Here is a 16,553-nt window from a genome sequence, read left to right on the forward strand (position 1 = left end):
AGGGTCGCCGAACCTCGGCACGTCAGATTCGCTACTCTCCATATCTAGTTCATCCGACCGACACATGATTCGCACACCTTAGTAATGATCTGATCTTTTATTCTCAGCCGAACCACGCGATCGGCTAGTGAGTCAGCCCGGTAGATAGACAGGAATCAAATTCGTGGTCGTAGTCGTAACGACGCGACCGGAGATCGGCCGTCACCGTCGTAATCACGCTGCGTCCGTGGTGCCGGCCTGCGGACATCAGCGCCATGAATATCCGACTCGCAGACCGACCATTCGCAGTCCTGTATTCATTGATCGCAGCCTCGTAACCCACCCGCAAACCGTGTGAGATCGCCGAATCCTCGCCGTACATGCCCATCGACACGCCAATGAGGTACGCGCGCGCGGCCAGCTCCTGTCCTCTCTTGTCCAACATTGGCATTCGCGTGATACGGATCACCACCGCGCGCAACACCTCGCTCCATTGCGGAGGCACCGCACCCTCGCTTCGTGTCACGTCGATCCACTGCGTCAACGTGGACAACAAATCGTGTACTGCGCTCGCTCCCGTGAGGACAGCGCGAGCTTTCTGTTTGCCTGCCTCATGCCTATTTTTATTTCTCATGGTCTTGACACACTGCATCAGTTATTGACGGATGCCGATGAAGGCAACTCACTTGATTACGTCACGCGTCCTGCAGGTAACGGAATTGCCCCCATCTGGCACCCATAGCATTTGCCAGGGCGGCATCCTGACTCGCCTCCACCCCATCCACGATGACGCAGGGGGCCGATTCGCCGGCCAACTTCAACAGTTGGGCAAGTCGACGCTTGCCGCTAGCCGATTGATGAGCGGCGCACAACAATGTCCGGTCCAGCTTGATGAAGTCAGGGGCGCTAACGGCCATTGCACTCTGTACGCCGTATCGAACGCCAAAATCCTTGATCGCGACCCGGCAGCCACACCATTTCAGCCTCCCGAAGAAGGCGCGGCCGGCTACCGGATCCAGCGGCGCCATCTCCGCCAGCTCGACAATCAGGCGCCGTGCGACATCGGGCTCTCGCTCGAGCATCTGGAAAACACTGTCCCACCAGACATCCTCGATCGCGCTCTCTCCGTTGACCGCGCAACCTAATGCAGCACTTGGGTTTGCTCGCAGAATCTCGATCGTGCCCTGCATCACCAGGCGATCGAACCACCGCGTCATGTCCGCCGATTTCCCCAAAGCTGTTGACAGATTCATACCCACACGGGCGGCCAAACTCACTTCGCGTGCCTCGTAGAGCAAGTGGCTGGTGTCATCCAGCGCGAGAATCTGTTCCTGGTTGAACTGCAGCGCCGCTTCGACTCGCTGTTGTTGTCGCGCTTTGTCCACGGGGCCACCCATGCTTCGTGGCCATCCACGCCCAGCCATCCCCGTACTGCGCTGCATCCCGGTCTTCATCGCTTTAATTTCCTGTGATGATTTGATTCAGGCCTCTACGTGCCCATCCCGCCGTCGGTGTTAAACTGCCGTTTGAATGAGGGATGCTCTGGGGCCGCCCGTGCGCGGTACGAAATCGACCGATTCTGACAAATTGCAGCAACGGGGAAGAGGTCTCCCGACGAGACCAGAGGATTCAAGGGCTTAGCGATTCACAGGTGGTGTGCGGCACGCAACGACAAAATCGGTCGTTTTTGTCAACGTGCCAATCAACGCTGCCGGGCTGATCACCCGGGAGTGTGGTTTTTTTGAGAACACACCCATGAAAATCGGATATGCCCGCGTCTCCACCGGCGAACAGAACCTCAACCTTCAGCTCGATGCACTCAAGCGCGCAGGTTGCGAACACATTTATACGGATCAAGGTGTCTCCGGATCCCGCTTCGCCCGCCCGGGTCTGGACAACGCGCTCTTTCGGCTCAAGCCAGGCGACACGCTGATCGTATGGCGGCTCGATCGCCTGGGCCGCTCCCTCAGTCGGCTTGTCGACCTGATCACTCACCTCGGCAAACGCCGTGTCCAGTTCGCGTCCTTGACCGAAGCCATCGATACCGCCTCCGCCGGCGGCACGCTCATGTTTCACATGATGGCGGCCCTCGCGGAGTTCGAACGACGGCTGATTAGCGAACGCACTCGCGCGGGGCTCGACGCCGCGCGCGCCCGCGGCACGCGACTCGGACGCCGCCGGGCGCTCGGTCCCGACGAGTCTCGACAAGCGCTACGCCTGCTTCAATCCGAATCCACGGCGTATGTCGCTGAGCGCTTCAATGTTCACCCCAGAACCGTGCATCGCCTCAAAAAGCGGGGAGCTTCTGCTGAATAACTTCGGCCTGACTTTTCGCAGTCCGACGTGTTTCGTGAAGAATTGTTGATTTGCCTGACCCGGCAAAATATGAAACTCTATTTTGGCCACCGAGTGGTATTCCCGTGCGTCGTGGCACAGTGAGGCTCCCCCCCGGGCCTCGCTTCTTGGTGAGCCATGTCTTGATTGAATGGCTCATTTTTTTCTTCTAGCGACAGCGTCCCGCATGCCGTACACATGCAGGACGTCATACATCACTATGGACAATTACCAAGATCTTATGCAGCAAGAACTGGCGCTCAGAGAACGCATGGAACTTGCACGCAAGCGCGAACTGGCCGATACGATCGTCTCCATCGCACGCCTGATGGTGCTTTACAGTATCTCCATGGACGATATCGAGGATGCCATCCGTGCACTAAAGTCTCCCGCGCCACGCCGCAAACGTGTCCCCCAGTACATGGACCCCATCTCAGGCAAAACCTGGTGCGGAAGCGGCCGCCGACCCAAATGGATGCACGGCCAGGATATCGAAAACTTCAGAATCAAAACCGACACGGCAGCCTGAACGCACCACTTCCGTCATGTATCACTTGATGACGAAGTGTCCGGCTCCTTGGAATACACAGTCGCTCGCCTTCGCACTGGGCGATAACGCATCCCTGGCGACCGCTGCCATTTGTCCGCACTGACCAACGGCGTCGGCCGCATCGACCAGCCGTGGCTCGATCCCTTCTGAAGGCTCCATGCTAACCCCATACTCGTCTGCCCTCGTGTACAACGACACGCCCGCTTCACTGCTCTCACCAGTCGTCCCAGCCCGTAAACGCGATCGCCCTCACTGCACGCCACGACGTCGCACCGAAGCTCGCAGACCGCGTCCTGAACCTCTTGCCCGAACACCTCAAACTCCCTGAGCCGCTTACGCAATGTTCGGTGGTGAACCCGAAAGCGAATCGCCACCTCCGACTCAGGAAGCTCCCGCAGCAACACCCTCGCCTCCCGCACCTGCGCGTCATCCAGCGCCCTTGGCCGTCCCAGACGTTTGCCTCGATCCCGAGCCGCCGCCACGCCCGCGCGCGTACGCTCACTAATCAGTGCGCGCTCAAATTCCGCCAGCGCTGCAATCATATGAAACGTAAACATCCCCGTCGGCGTGCCCGTATCGATCAGCTCCGTCAATGACGCAAAATGAATTCCGCGTGCGCGGAAATCGTTGATCAACGCAAGCAAATGACTTAACGAGCGCCCAAGTCGATCCAGGCGCCACACCACCAGTGTGTCGCCCGGTTTCAATCCCGCCAGCACTTCGTTCAATCCTGGCCGATCCTGTCTGGACCCCGACACGCCGTGGTCCATACAAATCTCATCACAGTCCGCCTGTCGCAATGCGCTCAGTTGCAGATCCAGGCATTGCTCGTCAGTCGACACGCGCGCGTACCCTATTTTCACACCTACCCCCGTGCCCGGCCCTCTTGTTTTCTCTTCTTAATCAACCGTCTTCGCAGTCTCTTCAAATTCGCCCGTACTTTATTTGTATTACTTAATACATTATACGTCTATAAAATAAACATCAATAGTTACCCATCCACCCCGCATTCCCAAAAAATCCAGTTTCATTGATCTTAGTCAATTTCACAAAACTCATACGAATCAACGAAGCAGCTCCACAACAATTGCTTCACCATTTAAGTAAACCCGTATACCTCTTACCATTCACCCAATTCCCCAGGCACGCCTAGAAGATGTAACGTTATATAGGGTCGTATATCAACTCGCCGTTTTTTGAGCCGATCGCAATCCGGTTTGACCTCGGCCAATTCGAAGTTAGTGCCCGAGCAGTACCGTGGCGCACGCTGTTGACCACGGATGCCATGCATGAGATCGCGGCAGCGAATCCATGCCCGTGTCGCACCGTCGACGGATCCCGTAAAACACGATCACCCATGCTCATCGACCGCTTGTCGTCCTGGCGGTAGTTGAGCATGGCACGTGGCCTAAGCGCGCATCGCAGGGCAGCGCGGCAGCAGCCGTTAAGAAGTTCGATGTGAATCATCGCGAATGGCTTCAATACATTCATTTCTTATTGTTTTGCGATAATTTATGATGCTACAATCTTATCTGCTCAACTTTTAAGGCTCTCGCCAATGACATCCGATCGCCTCTCTCATCTAAGTCAGCGTATGGCGGCCGCCACCCTCTGGCTGATCGTTGCCATGCTGCTGCTCAACGCCGCTTGCTGGCTATATCCGAGTCTGAACGGCTACGGGCTCGGGTTCGCCCTGACGGATCGGCTGATAAGCAACCTCGGTGTCGACGTCGGATCATTCCCCTACTGGCAAAAACTCGGCGGGATAGTCCTGTCGAGCGTCCCGTTGCTGGTCCTCGCAATCGGCCTTCGTCATCTTCGCTGCCTTTTCCAAAGCTATGGGTGCAGAGAATATTTCTCGCCCATCACAGCAAACCACCTCGGGAAAGTTGGCCGATCCGTCGGGTTTTGGGTTGTTCTGAACCTGATTTGTGAGCCATTGCTCAGCATCTGGTTGACGATGCGGGCGCCCGTCGGACACCGCATGATCGCGCTAAGCTTTGGCCCGCCAGACATCGTGGCGTTGTTCCTCGCAGCGTGTATCGCCGTGATCGCTCATATTCTGCGGCACGCAAGCGAACTGAACGCCGAAAATCAGCAATTCGTATGAGATGCCACCATGTCTATCATTATCAAGCTGGATATACTACTTGCGATGCGCAAGGTCAAGTCGAAGGATCTTGCTACGGCTATCGGAATTACTGAACAGAACCTCTCCCTGTTGAAGCAGGGAAAAGTGAAAGGGGTACGCTTGGCAACGCTGGATGCGATTTGCCAATATCTCGACTGCCAACCGGGCGATCTTCTGGAGCATCACCGCGAAACATCAGTCAGTCCGGAATAATCCGACATTCCCAATCCGGACGGAGCGTGGGCTCATCGATCACTCCTTTGCTGACCCGACTCGTGCAACGCAACGGTCGCGTGACAATCTTTGCGGTTGTGATCGCAGCGGCGCTCCATGCGGTGGCGCTACTTGCGTTGAAAAATTCTCTGCGGCCCCAGCCAGGTAATCCACAACCAGAACACCGCGCGCTTACCGTAACGTTTATACCGGCTGAAACGCGGCGGTCGGGGACCGCACCTTCAAACGACACTATCCATATTTCCCGGGCCACCAAGCAATCACGCTCGCGTGCCGCGACGAATCCTAGTTCCGTTCAACAACTGCGGGAACGCGAAACGACCTCTGTGCCCCGCCAAGATGTGAGTACGCCGGTAGCCATCCCTGCCGACACCTCTGGTGTGAGCAAATCTCCAGACGAGAGTATTGACTGGCAGAGGGATCTCCAGACCATCGACACCCTCCGATCAGCTCAATATGGCACAACGCCCCAGCCTGCCTCGCGAGAGCCTCACAACCACACACAAGAAGTAACCACGCTGCTTGATCGCGAGATCTCGAAGACCGCCCGCAGCGACTGCCGAAACAAATATTCCCGGATGGGACTTCTAGCGATCCCGATGCTTGCAGTCGATGCGATGAACCGGGACGGGTGCCAGTGGTGAAAGCCACACATCCCGTGACCCTGAACTGACCCTGAACCAGAATTAGTCCCGGTCGGAAGTGGAGATTTCCGGCTTGGTTGAGTTGTCAGGCGAGGCGGATTCCCTTGCCTGACGGGCGAATTCTGCGGGTGTCATCCACTGCAATGCGGAGTGGGGACGAACCTCGTTATAGTACGTGCGCCAGTCGTCGATTTTGCTCTGCGCGTCGGCCAATGACAAGAACCAATGTACGTTCAGACACTCCTGCCGGAAGCGCCCGTTGAAGCTTTCGACCTTGGCGTTGTCAGTGGGCGCGCCCGGCCGGCTGAAATCCAGTTCAACGCCATGTTCATAGGCCCAGCGATCCATTGCCTTCGAAATGAACTCGCTGCCATTGTCGACCTTGATCGTGGCGGGGTGCCCGCGCAGGGAAGTAATACGCGTCAGCGCTTCGACTACATGCTCCCCCGTCAGACTTTGCCCGACCTCGATGGCCAGGCATTCCCGGGTGTAGTTGTCGACGACGGTCAGTGTCCGTAGACGTCTCCCGTCGAACAGTGCATCCGCAACGAAATCCATGCTCCAGATTTCGTTGATCGCGGTCACGATATGCTTGGGCTGTCGCAGCCGAGCCGATTTGTTACGTCGTGGTCGCTTATGCCGCAGTGAAAGGCCCTCCGCCCGATACAGCCTGTAGACGCGCTTGCAGTTATCTCGCCAGCCTTCCCGTCGCAGGACCACGTGAACGCGCCGATACCCATAGTGCACGCGCGTGGCGGTGATTTCCTTGATACGCATGAGCAGCGCCGACGAATCGCGCGCAACCGACTGATACCGATACAGCGAACGAGACATGCCAAACAACGCGCAAGTCTTCGTCAGGCTGGTTCGATAGCGATCACGCAATTCATCGATCAACATGCGCCGACGGGCAGGCTTCAGAGCTAATAGGATGGTCCGCCCCTCCCTGAAGGGGGATACTGAAGCCCCCGAAACCGTCGGAGAATGATCATGCGTATCGTTTCTCACAGCTGCGCCGTCTACGGCGTCGACCTGGGTAAGACGACGTTTCACATCGCCGGAGCCGACCAGCATGGACGGCCCACCCTGAGAATCAAGCTTCGTCGCGACGCCTTGCTACAGTTCTTTGCAACCGCGTCTCCCGCGCTCGTGGGCATGGAGGCCTGTCCGGGATCCCATTGGCTGGCAAGGAAACTGATCGCGTTCGGCCACGACGTCAAGTTGATACCGGCCCAATTCGTCAAGCCCTACCTGAAGTCGAACAAGAATGACACGCTCGACGCCGAGGCAATCGCCGAAGCAGTAACACGCCCAACGATGCGCTTCGTCCCTGTCAAACGCCACGAGCAACTTGACATGCAAGCGCTGCACCGCGTGCGTGCCCAATTCGTTCATCAGCGCACGGCCCTAGTGAGTCAGTTTCGCTGCTTTCTGCTCGAATACGGCATCGCAATCCACACCGGTATCGGCATGTTTCGACGCGATGCGACTCGCATTCTCGCGGACGATTCCAACGATCTGACGCCGACGATGCGACAGCTGCTGACGGATCTGTGGTCGGACTTCCTGCGTATTGACGAGCGCGTCACCGCACTTTCCGGTCAGATCGAAGCCTCTGCCAAGCACGATGACGTTGTACAGCGCCTCACGACGATTCCGGGAATTGGCCCGCTTGGGGCAAGCGCTTTGTGCGCAGCCATTGGAAATGGCAAGCAATTCCGCAGCGGACGTGACTTGGCTGCATGGATCGGCCTCGTTCCGCGTCAGCATACGACCGGCGGCAAGCCTACGCTCTTGGGCATCAGCAAACGCGGCAATACGTACCTGCGCCGCTTACTTGTATTGGGCGCTCAGTCCTGTCTGATGCATCTGGATCGCTCAAGAGATCGGCTCGGGCGATGGCTGGATACGCTCGAGAGCAGGATGCATCACAACAAGGTCGTGATAGCGCTGGCGAACAAACTTGCTCGCGTCGCGTGGGTTGTACTCACGCGCCCGGGCGCCCTGTACGAAAAAATGGATCCACGCTTCTAGAACCGAATCGACTTCAAGTTTGCAGGGACGTGGAATCGAGATGACGCAACAGTTGACTGGCGTGTCGTAAGCCTTGGTCAAAAAAGCGGGCTAGCAAGTCCGAACCAGCTTATTAGGAACGGTACGCGCAGATCTCATCATGGCCTGAACGCCAAAAGCGTTCGACTCGCGAGAGGCCGGATACATTTACGCAAACTGACATGCGTCGGATCGACAACGCTCGCCTTGCAAAGCCGGGGCGGACCATACATTTTTTGCGAGTACGTCCTGCAACATGGCCTTGTCCAGGCTCAGGTCCGCCACGAGCCGCTTCAGCTTCGCGTTTTCCTCTTCGAGCTGGCGCAAGCGGCGCAGCTCAGAAGGCCCCAACCCTCCGAATTTCTTCTTCCAGTTGTAGAAAGTCGCCTCGCTTATTCCGAGTTTGCGGCAGATCTCTTCGACCTTCGTACCCAGCTCGGCTTGCTTCAGGGCAAATGCGATCTGCTCTTCCGTAAACTTGCTCGTCTTCATGGCATGGCCTTCGTGTCCGCTTGGACACATCATGCCGAATTTCTCTACTTTTGCACCGGACTATTTCTTGGGTCAGGGTCACAAGCCGGAAATCTCCACTTCCGCCCGGGACTAATTCTGGTTCAGGGTCAAGGAGTTCAGCGATTCCCCCTCGACCCGCTAACCCTCGCCGCATCAGATGCCGACTAGTTTTGCAGGGCCGACTACATAGCGAAATGTAGCTCAACCGCTTTCATGTCAGCCATTTTTTCATACATATCTCTAACCCAGTCACGTAGAATTGGAGAAAATCCGATATCTCTTTCCATTGGCACATACCATGATATTTCAGGGGAGGCCACAAAAACGCCAACAATATATTCCCAACTTCCATCGACATCCGCAATGCGCTCAAAAATCGGCCCACCGCTCGCGCCAGGATCTAAATTCCCAGTTTTTTCAACGCACTTGTTGGTATAAATCATAAGTATGTCGTTTGTCGAAAGCTTCCAATTCCAGATGAAGTTGCTGTAAGCCTGCGTCCCAAGACATGTCGCTAAATCAGAGTTCCCGGGATATCCAACAGCACTTAGCGAATTTCCAGTCGAGGGATTTTTATTAAAAGCTATTCCATAGCTTCCCGCCGTTTCCTCAAGTGTTTTTCCGGTAAAGCTATTTCTTTCAAATTTAATAAAAGCGATATCGTACGATGCATTCCCGCCATTCAAATACGATTGATTGAAATAGACTTTTGGGATATTTTGATAAAATTTAGAAACTCTGAAAAAATGATCGTTATTGCAATCCCCTATTTTGTAAGGATCTCCCATTGATTTTGTCTCGCCAATGCATAGGGTGAAATCAGTAAACTGACTTAACGTGCTAGACGAAAATAAACAATGAGCCGCCGTGATAACAAGAGATCCACTTTTCGATGGGACGACCGCTGCAGAGCAAGACGCCCCCTCCCCCCTATCATTAGTACCTCTTAGCCGTCCCACAGCAGGAAACGAATTTGATGCTTGGTTGCTCGAAGGATTTCCCCGAACTCCGGTCACGGGCTGGAAAACAGTACTCTTAGCCCCATCAAACAGGCCAAACAACGACGAGACATCTCTTCTTGGCCTTCCGCTAGATACGATGTTGTCAGTGAATTCCGGAGACGATGCGACATTAATTGTAAATGAAGAGTTGGTAACGCCTGCATACCTACTATTAAGCATGGTTCGTCCAGAAAGCGACCCTAAGTTCGCGGCTACATCAACCACATAGGAAACTCTCAATCTATGAATAGGTAAAAATGGGAAATATGAATTTCCTGATACACTGCTACCTTCGCATGTAATGCGTGTCGATGGAAATTTATTTGTTATATTGCAAGTAGGAAGATTACTCCCCTGCACACCGGTAAAGATAACTCCATCGGGCGCATCGATTGAGATAGATCCAATAACGCTTGAAACCGTTCGTGTTGCAGCAAATTCAACGACACCATCACCTCCCCTTTGTGCAAAAGAAGTCGAGGTCGACTGAAGATATTGCGGTTGTGCTGCCCAAGCTCCAGATACACCCAAGACCAAAATCAAGGTCGCATATAAAATTCTTTTCATAAAAATTCTCCATTTTCAAATTTCAATTGAGCCATCCAAATCAAAATCGATAAGCCATCACCTGTAGTGAAAGTGCATTTTTCTTGATGCCTTGAAAACCCCAGAATGATCACCGCCTAAGTCTTTAATTAAAATAACCGAGGTTTCGCCCAAGGCAGACGACTGCAAGTTAGTGAAATTTCTCAGAAAATGCAACAAGCATTTTCCTTGCCTGATTCGATAGCTGCGGCCTTCAATATATTTCCATGATGCACTCGGAGCAACTTAAAATGCGATCAAAATGGAAATATTCTATTGATTTTCACCAGATGCTTTAGCCTTACTGTTGACCTAGGACGTTTCTTGTAGCCGTTTGCCAAGTGAATTCTCTTTTATCCTGGACCGGCCAGCCTTTCGTAGACATCTTCGAGCCATAATTGGACTGCCCACGGAATACTAGACGCCGCTGGCCTATGATTTGAGCATAGGAGGTCATCATGAGCGCACAGAGATTTACCCCGGAATTCAAACAGGAAGCGGTTCGGCAAATCACCGAGCGGGGCTACTCCGTGGCCGAAGTTTCGGCCAGGCTGGGCGTGACCCTGCCTCGTTTTCACGTACAGCAACTCATGCGGCGATCAAGCTGGCCTCGTAGTCGACGGGGGTAAGGAAGTCGATCGAGGTATGCAGGCGCTGCCGATTGTAATAGCCCTCGATCCAATCGACGATATCCAGGCGGGCGTGAGCACGCGTTTCGTAGTGAGTCTGGTAGATTCTTTCGACCTTCAGCGTCTTGAAGAAGCTTTCCATCGGGGCGTTATCCCAGGCGTTGGCACGGCGGCTCATTGAAACGTTTATCTTGAACGCGGCGGTCAATTTCCGGTACGCGCGACTGGCATATTGGGTGCCGCGATCGGAGTGCAGCAGCAATCCCGGTGGCGGTTTGCGTTGCCAGCACGCGCTGCGCAACGCCTGGCAGACCAGATCCGCGTTGATCCGCTCGGACATCGACCAGCCGACGATGCGCCGGCTCGCCAGATCCAGGATCGCCGCCAGATATAACCAGCCCTCGCCGGTCCTCACGAACGTGATGTCGCTTACCCAGGCTTGATTGGGCCGCCAGCCGTCGAAACGCCGATCCAACAGATTCGGCGCCACCGGCAAGCGATGCGTCGAATCCGTCGTCACCCGATACGGGCGCTTGTAGACCGGACGTAGCCCCTGGCGTTGCAGGCTGCGACGCACGCGTTCGGCGCTCACCGGCCGGCCCTGAGCACGCAACTGCCGCACGATTCGAGGACGGCCATAGCTGCCGCGGCTGGCACGATGAATGGCGGCGACCTCAGCGTCCAACATGGCATTGGCCAGTGCCCGCCGACTTGGCTCCCTGCCGCGCCACTGGCAATAGCCGCTGCGCGACACACCCAGAACCCGGCAAAGCCGACTTACGCTGTACTGGTCGCGATGTGCGTCAATCCAGGCGTATATATGGACTCCCCAGGTTTTGCAAACAATGCGTCTTCCTTTAATGCAAGGTGTCAGTCTGCACGTATATATTCGGCCTGTTTATGCGGGTCACCGCTGGCCATAATGCAAATCGCCTGCCTCGTTCTCAATACCTCAGCGGCCTTCCTTGGCCACTACGCCTGTCGGATTTTCGAGGCTGGGTCAGACCCGTCGCATCATCGATTGTTCATTGTTCGCAAACTGCTGGTGGCTCTACTGCAGAGATCTTATGGATTCATGCGGTCGCGAAGCGCTCGCTCTTGGCAAGCAACGCCCACGCTATGCGTGCTAGTTTGTTCGCCAGCGCCGCCGCTGCGACATTCACCCCACGTCTGCTCGCGAGCTGGCAGGCCCAGCGCGACAGCGCATCGGTTCGCTTGCCCGCAAATCGCATGATCGACCGCGCTCCCTGGACCAGCAGCCAGCGGATGTATCGATCTCCCCGTTTGCTGATCCCGAGCAACTTTTGCCTTCCTCCGCTGCTGTGTTCGTGAGGCGTGAGTCCGAAACTGGCGGCCATATGTCTGGCACTGCGGTAGCGCCTCGCATCTCCCACCGCGGCGATCAAGGCCGTGGCCGTCACGGGACCGATACCGGGGATTTCCTGCAATCTGGCGCAACGCTCATCTTCTTTCGCCAATCGTCTCACGCGCCTATCCACGGTGTCGATCCGCTCTTCCAGCGCCGTCAACTCGGTGCACAAATCAAGCAACAAGTCCCGCGCCAAAGCGGGCAACGTGTCGCTTTCATCCGCGAGAAGTCGTCGTGTCCCCTCTTTGAAGGCTGAAACGTGAATTGGGAAGACGATCCCGTACTCGCCCAGTAACCCACGCGTCTGATTGATCAAGGCGGTGCGCTCTTGCATAAGCCGTTGTCGAATTCGGTGCAGCATCTGGACAGCTTGTTGTTCCTTGGTGTTGACCGCTACTGTTGGCATATCCGGCTGACGAGCCGCCTCGCAAATGGCTGCTGCGTCACGGGCATCCGTTTTGGAACGCCGGACGAATGGTTTTACATATTGCGCGGGAATAAGCTTGATTCGGTGCCCAAAGCCAGCCAGTCGGCGCGCCCAATCGTGCGAGCCAGCGCAAGCCTCTATCGCGATCAGGCAAGGCGACAGGTTTGCGAAAAACTCGAGCACCTGAGAACGTTTGAGGCGCTTGGTCAGTACCGCTGCGCCGGCTGCGTTCACTCCGTGAACCTGAATGACATTCTTCGCGATATCGAGCCCGATGACTTGTGCACTCATGCTGGACGTCCTCATTGGAAAATCGTGATTATCGCCACCCCGAGGGGTGGGGAGTCCATCGCATTACCTCACCGCGACCCCTTCGCGAAGTACGCCGTCGCCTTTCGAAGAATTTCGATATCCAGCTTTGCGCTGGCCAGTTCCTTACGCAGACGGCTGTTCTCGGCCTCCAGGTCGCTAACCGGACGACGACTTGAGCTCGGTGCACTCGACGCCGGCCCCGCTGCGGCCTGCGCACTGCCATCGCACTGATCACGGCACCAGTTCCCCAGCGTCGCCACCGGCACGCCCAGCCTGCGAGCGGCTTCATGCTGACCGACGCTCTCAGCGAGCCGCACCGCCTCAACCTTGAATTCCTTCGTGTACTGCCGTCTGGGTACCACGTGCTCTGCCATGTTCTTCTCCATACAGGCAAAAAGTTGACCCTGACCCAAGAAATAGTCCGGTGCAAAAGTAGAGAAATTCGGCATGATGTGTCCAAGCGGACACGAAGGCCATGCCATGAAGACGAGCAAGTTTACGGAAGAGCAGATCGCATTTGCCCTGAAGCAAGCCGAGCTGGGTACGAAGGTCGAAGAGATCTGCCGCAAACTCGGAATAAGCGAGGCGACTTTCTACAACTGGAAGAAGAAATTCGGAGGGTTGGGGCCTTCTGAGCTGCGCCGCTTGCGCCAGCTCGAAGAGGAAAACGCGAAGCTGAAGCGGCTCGTGGCGGACCTGAGCCTGGACAAGGCCATGTTGCAGGACGTACTCGCAAAAAATGTATGGTCCGCCCCGGCTTTGCAAGGCGAGCGTTGTCGATCCGACGCATGTCAGTTTGCGTAAATGTATCCGGCCTCTCGCGAGTCGAACGCTTTTGGCGTTCAGGCCATGATGAGATCTGCGCGTACCGTTCCTAATAAGCTGGTTCGGACTTGCTAGCCCGCTTTTTTGACCAAGGCTTACGACACGCCAGTCAACTGTTGCGTCATCTCGATTCCACGTCCCTGCAAACTTGAAGTCGATTCGGTTCTAGAAGCGTGGATCCATTTTTTCGTACAGGGCGCCCGGGCGCGTGAGTACAACCCACGCGACGCGAGCAAGTTTGTTCGCCAGCGCTATCACGACCTTGTTGTGATGCATCCTGCTCTCGAGCGTATCCAGCCATCGCCCGAGCCGATCTCTTGAGCGATCCAGATGCATCAGACAGGACTGAGCGCCCAATACAAGTAAGCGGCGCAGGTACGTATTGCCGCGTTTGCTGATGCCCAAGAGCGTAGGCTTGCCGCCGGTCGTATGCTGACGCGGAACGAGGCCGATCCATGCAGCCAAGTCACGTCCGCTGCGGAATTGCTTGCCATTTCCAATGGCTGCGCACAAAGCGCTTGCCCCAAGCGGGCCAATTCCCGGAATCGTCGTGAGGCGCTGTACAACGTCATCGTGCTTGGCAGAGGCTTCGATCTGACCGGAAAGTGCGGTGACGCGCTCGTCAATACGCAGGAAGTCCGACCACAGATCCGTCAGCAGCTGTCGCATCGTCGGCGTCAGATCGTTGGAATCGTCCGCGAGAATGCGAGTCGCATCGCGTCGAAACATGCCGATACCGGTGTGGATTGCGATGCCGTATTCGAGCAGAAAGCAGCGAAACTGACTCACTAGGGCCGTGCGCTGATGAACGAATTGGGCACGCACGCGGTGCAGCGCTTGCATGTCAAGTTGCTCGTGGCGTTTGACAGGGACGAAGCGCATCGTTGGGCGTGTTACTGCTTCGGCGATTGCCTCGGCGTCGAGCGTGTCATTCTTGTTCGACTTCAGGTAGGGCTTGACGAATTGGGCCGGTATCAACTTGACGTCGTGGCCGAACGCGATCAGTTTCCTTGCCAGCCAATGGGATCCCGGACAGGCCTCCATGCCCACGAGCGCGGGAGACGCGGTTGCAAAGAACTGTAGCAAGGCGTCGCGACGAAGCTTGATTCTCAGGGTGGGCCGTCCATGCTGGTCGGCTCCGGCGATGTGAAACGTCGTCTTACCCAGGTCGACGCCGTAGACGGCGCAGCTGTGAGAAACGATACGCATGATCATTCTCCGACGGTTTCGGGGGCTTCAGTATCCCCCTTCAGGGAGGGGCGGACCATCCTATTAGCTCTGAAGCCTGCCCGTCGGCGCATGTTGATCGATGAATTGCGTGATCGCTATCGAACCAGCCTGACGAAGACTTGCGCGTTGTTTGTACGCGGTCTTTTAACGACGCCCCTCAGTGGTTGAGGGCAGCAGGCATTCTCCAAGGCATGAGATCGGCGTAGTCGTCGGCAGTTGCAGCGAGCGGCAACCTGGTGAACAGCCAGACCAGATAGCGATACGGCTCGATGCCGTTCGCCTTGCACGTCTCGACGAGGGAGTACAGGTTGGCACTGGCCTGCGCGCCGGCGACAGTATCGGAGAACAGCCAGCCCTTGCGGCCGACGACGAACGGCCGGATCGCGTTCTCGCACAGGTTGTTCGAGATCGGCCAGTTGCCGTTACCGACGTAGCGGACCAGCTTGGGCCACTGTCCGCTCATGTACTGCAATGCCTTGCCGAGCAGACTCGACGGCACGACGCCTGGCAGATGCTCGACCAGCATGCGCTCGATGATGGTGAGCACGCGGGCGCTGTACCGGGCACGCAGTCGCTGCCGGCGTTCAGACTTCCACTTCGCGCTGCGCGCCTCGGCCGCGAACAGCTTGCCGATCAGCACGACGAAGCGCGTCGCCAGTAGGTCCGGCGAGCGTGCCGCCTTCGGCACCGACTCCTCGGCCTTGATGAAGCCGCGGCGCACGTGTGCCCAGCATCCGAGATGCACGAGCTGGTGATCGTGGGCGATGCCGTTGTAGAGCTCGTACCCGTCAGTCATCAGCACGGTGCCAGGCTGCACGCCGGCATAGAGCTTCTGCGCATGCTGGGCGCCGCGCCCCGGCGAGTACGAGAACATCCGCACAGGCGGCCCCGAGCTGTTGACCTGCGCCCACAGGTAACTCTTCGCCTGCGGCCTTCGTCCCGGCTCCTTCAGCACCTGGAACGTTGTCTCGTCGCCGTAGATCAGGTCCGATTCGAGCAGCGCGTCGCGCATCAGATTGATCACCGGCTGCGTGGCGAGCCCCACCCGCACTACGCTGGCGGCCAGCGTGTTCGACGAGATGGCGCCGCCGAAGCGACGCAGCAGCGTGGCCTGGCGATACAGCGGCATGCCGTACTGGTACTTGCCGGTGATGATCCACGCCAGCGCGGATTCCGTGAGCAGCCCGCGAGGGATGATACGCGCCGGTGCGGGCGTGACCTTGATACCGAGATCGCAGCATGGGCACGCGTATTTGACCCGTTGGTGCTGAACGACGCACACTTGCTCGGGAATCACGTCGAGCTGTTCGCTCGTTTCCACGCCGATCTCGACGAGAGCATGGCCATCATGCGCGCAGAACCGTTCGGACTCGGGCAACTCGTGTCGCACGACCTCGCGCGGCAGGTTCGGATCGAGTGGTTTGCGCCCACGCTTGCCGCGCGTGTGAGCGGCGACCGATGTGCCGGGCATATCCTCGCGCGCGGGCGCGTCGGTAGTCGTCGCCAGCGCCTCGGCTTCGTTGAACAGACCGAGCTGGTCAGCATGGCGCGCTTCGCTCGATGCGCCGAACAGTTCGTGCTTGTAGGCCCGCAGTTTCTCCTCGGCCAGATCGCGCTGAGCCGTCACGAGTCGAAGCTCACCGCGCAGCGCATCGCGTTCGGCGCTCGCGGCAATCAGCGCCTCGTACTCCTCGGCGCTCAACATGACGGGATTGTTCGGCATGGCCGGTTAGACCAT

At 56.9% G+C, this 16,553-nt stretch carries 12 protein-coding genes and 6 pseudogenes; 7 read left to right on the forward strand and 11 right to left on the reverse strand.

Annotated features, from left to right (window positions below):
- Window positions 1-124: 124 nt before the first annotated feature.
- Together AC1VVG_RS35775 and AC1VVG_RS35780 are read right to left on the reverse strand one after the other, a co-directional pair.
- The gene (locus AC1VVG_RS35775; RefSeq protein ID WP_482837702.1) at window positions 125-523 is read right to left on the reverse strand and encodes a hypothetical protein; all 399 of its coding nucleotides are present in this window, start codon (window positions 521-523) and stop codon (window positions 125-127) included.
- Window positions 524-674: 151 nt separating this feature from the next.
- The gene (locus tag AC1VVG_RS35780) at window positions 675-1,433 is read right to left on the reverse strand and encodes an EAL domain-containing protein (RefSeq protein ID WP_482837703.1); all 759 of its coding nucleotides are present in this window, start codon (window positions 1,431-1,433) and stop codon (window positions 675-677) included.
- Between the two features lie 301 nt (window positions 1,434-1,734).
- Between AC1VVG_RS35780 and AC1VVG_RS35785 the strand changes: the two genes are divergently transcribed.
- A complete protein-coding gene (locus AC1VVG_RS35785) occupies window positions 1,735-2,295 on the forward strand; it encodes a recombinase family protein (protein WP_482837704.1) in 561 nt (186 codons plus the stop codon).
- 259 nt (window positions 2,296-2,554) lie between these two features.
- Window positions 2,555-2,842 (forward strand): H-NS histone family protein, encoded by a 288-nt coding sequence (locus tag AC1VVG_RS35790; protein ID WP_482837705.1) that lies wholly within the window; start codon window positions 2,555-2,557, stop codon window positions 2,840-2,842.
- Between the two features lie 14 nt (window positions 2,843-2,856).
- Here the strand turns inward: AC1VVG_RS35790 and AC1VVG_RS35795 are convergent, their stop codons facing one another.
- The gene (locus AC1VVG_RS35795) at window positions 2,857-3,726 is read right to left on the reverse strand and encodes a recombinase family protein (protein ID WP_482837706.1); all 870 of its coding nucleotides are present in this window, start codon (window positions 3,724-3,726) and stop codon (window positions 2,857-2,859) included.
- 695 nt (window positions 3,727-4,421) lie between these two features.
- On the opposite strand from AC1VVG_RS35795, the gene AC1VVG_RS35800 reads away from it, so the two are divergent.
- Window positions 4,422-4,973, forward strand: coding sequence for a DUF2975 domain-containing protein (locus AC1VVG_RS35800; RefSeq protein WP_482837707.1), 552 nt, complete (start codon window positions 4,422-4,424; stop codon window positions 4,971-4,973).
- A 9-nt stretch (window positions 4,974-4,982) separates the two neighbouring features.
- A complete protein-coding gene (locus AC1VVG_RS35805; RefSeq protein WP_482837708.1) occupies window positions 4,983-5,207 on the forward strand; it encodes a helix-turn-helix domain-containing protein in 225 nt (74 codons plus the stop codon).
- Between the two features lie 707 nt (window positions 5,208-5,914).
- Here the strand turns inward: AC1VVG_RS35805 and AC1VVG_RS35810 are convergent.
- Window positions 5,915-6,796 (reverse strand): annotated as a pseudogene (locus tag AC1VVG_RS35810) (IS3 family transposase); the annotation flags it as partial.
- A 66-nt stretch (window positions 6,797-6,862) separates the two neighbouring features.
- On the opposite strand from AC1VVG_RS35810, the gene AC1VVG_RS35815 reads away from it, so the two are divergent.
- Window positions 6,863-7,906: an IS110 family RNA-guided transposase gene (locus AC1VVG_RS35815; RefSeq protein WP_482835405.1), complete on the forward strand. Its 1,044-nt coding sequence runs from the start codon at window positions 6,863-6,865 to the stop codon at window positions 7,904-7,906.
- A 252-nt stretch (window positions 7,907-8,158) separates the two neighbouring features.
- Here AC1VVG_RS35815 and AC1VVG_RS35820 read toward each other — a convergent pair.
- Window positions 8,159-8,416: pseudogene (locus AC1VVG_RS35820) on the reverse strand (transposase); the annotation flags it as partial.
- A 203-nt stretch (window positions 8,417-8,619) separates the two neighbouring features.
- On the reverse strand, window positions 8,620-10,005 hold the full coding sequence (locus AC1VVG_RS35825) for a trypsin-like serine peptidase (RefSeq protein ID WP_482837709.1): 1,386 nt from the start codon (window positions 10,003-10,005) through the stop codon (window positions 8,620-8,622).
- 476 nt (window positions 10,006-10,481) lie between these two features.
- Between AC1VVG_RS35825 and AC1VVG_RS35830 the strand changes: the two are divergent.
- Window positions 10,482-10,586 (forward strand): annotated as a pseudogene (locus AC1VVG_RS35830) (transposase); the annotation flags it as partial.
- 25 nt (window positions 10,587-10,611) lie between these two features.
- Here AC1VVG_RS35830 and AC1VVG_RS35835 read toward each other — a convergent pair.
- The 3 genes and pseudogenes from AC1VVG_RS35835 to AC1VVG_RS35845 form a co-directional block, all read right to left on the reverse strand.
- Window positions 10,612-11,469, reverse strand: a pseudogene (locus tag AC1VVG_RS35835) (IS3-like element ISBvi3 family transposase); the annotation flags it as partial.
- Between the two features lie 256 nt (window positions 11,470-11,725).
- The gene (locus tag AC1VVG_RS35840; protein WP_482837676.1) at window positions 11,726-12,739 is read right to left on the reverse strand and encodes an IS110 family RNA-guided transposase; all 1,014 of its coding nucleotides are present in this window, start codon (window positions 12,737-12,739) and stop codon (window positions 11,726-11,728) included.
- Between the two features lie 66 nt (window positions 12,740-12,805).
- Window positions 12,806-13,146, reverse strand: a pseudogene (locus tag AC1VVG_RS35845) (transposase); the annotation flags it as partial.
- 94 nt (window positions 13,147-13,240) lie between these two features.
- Here AC1VVG_RS35845 and AC1VVG_RS35850 point away from each other — a divergent pair.
- A pseudogene (locus AC1VVG_RS35850) lies at window positions 13,241-13,498 on the forward strand (transposase); the annotation flags it as partial.
- Between the two features lie 252 nt (window positions 13,499-13,750).
- Here the strand turns inward: AC1VVG_RS35850 and AC1VVG_RS35855 are convergent.
- Both AC1VVG_RS35855 and tnpC read right to left on the reverse strand, forming a co-directional pair.
- Window positions 13,751-14,794 (reverse strand): IS110 family RNA-guided transposase, encoded by a 1,044-nt coding sequence (locus tag AC1VVG_RS35855; protein WP_482835405.1) that lies wholly within the window; start codon window positions 14,792-14,794, stop codon window positions 13,751-13,753.
- Between the two features lie 178 nt (window positions 14,795-14,972).
- A complete protein-coding gene (gene tnpC / locus AC1VVG_RS35860; protein ID WP_175907236.1) occupies window positions 14,973-16,538 on the reverse strand; it encodes an IS66 family transposase in 1,566 nt (521 codons plus the stop codon).
- Window positions 16,539-16,553 lie beyond the last annotated feature (15 nt).

The sequence above is a fragment of the Burkholderia sp. L-4 genome, from assembly GCF_056856535.1.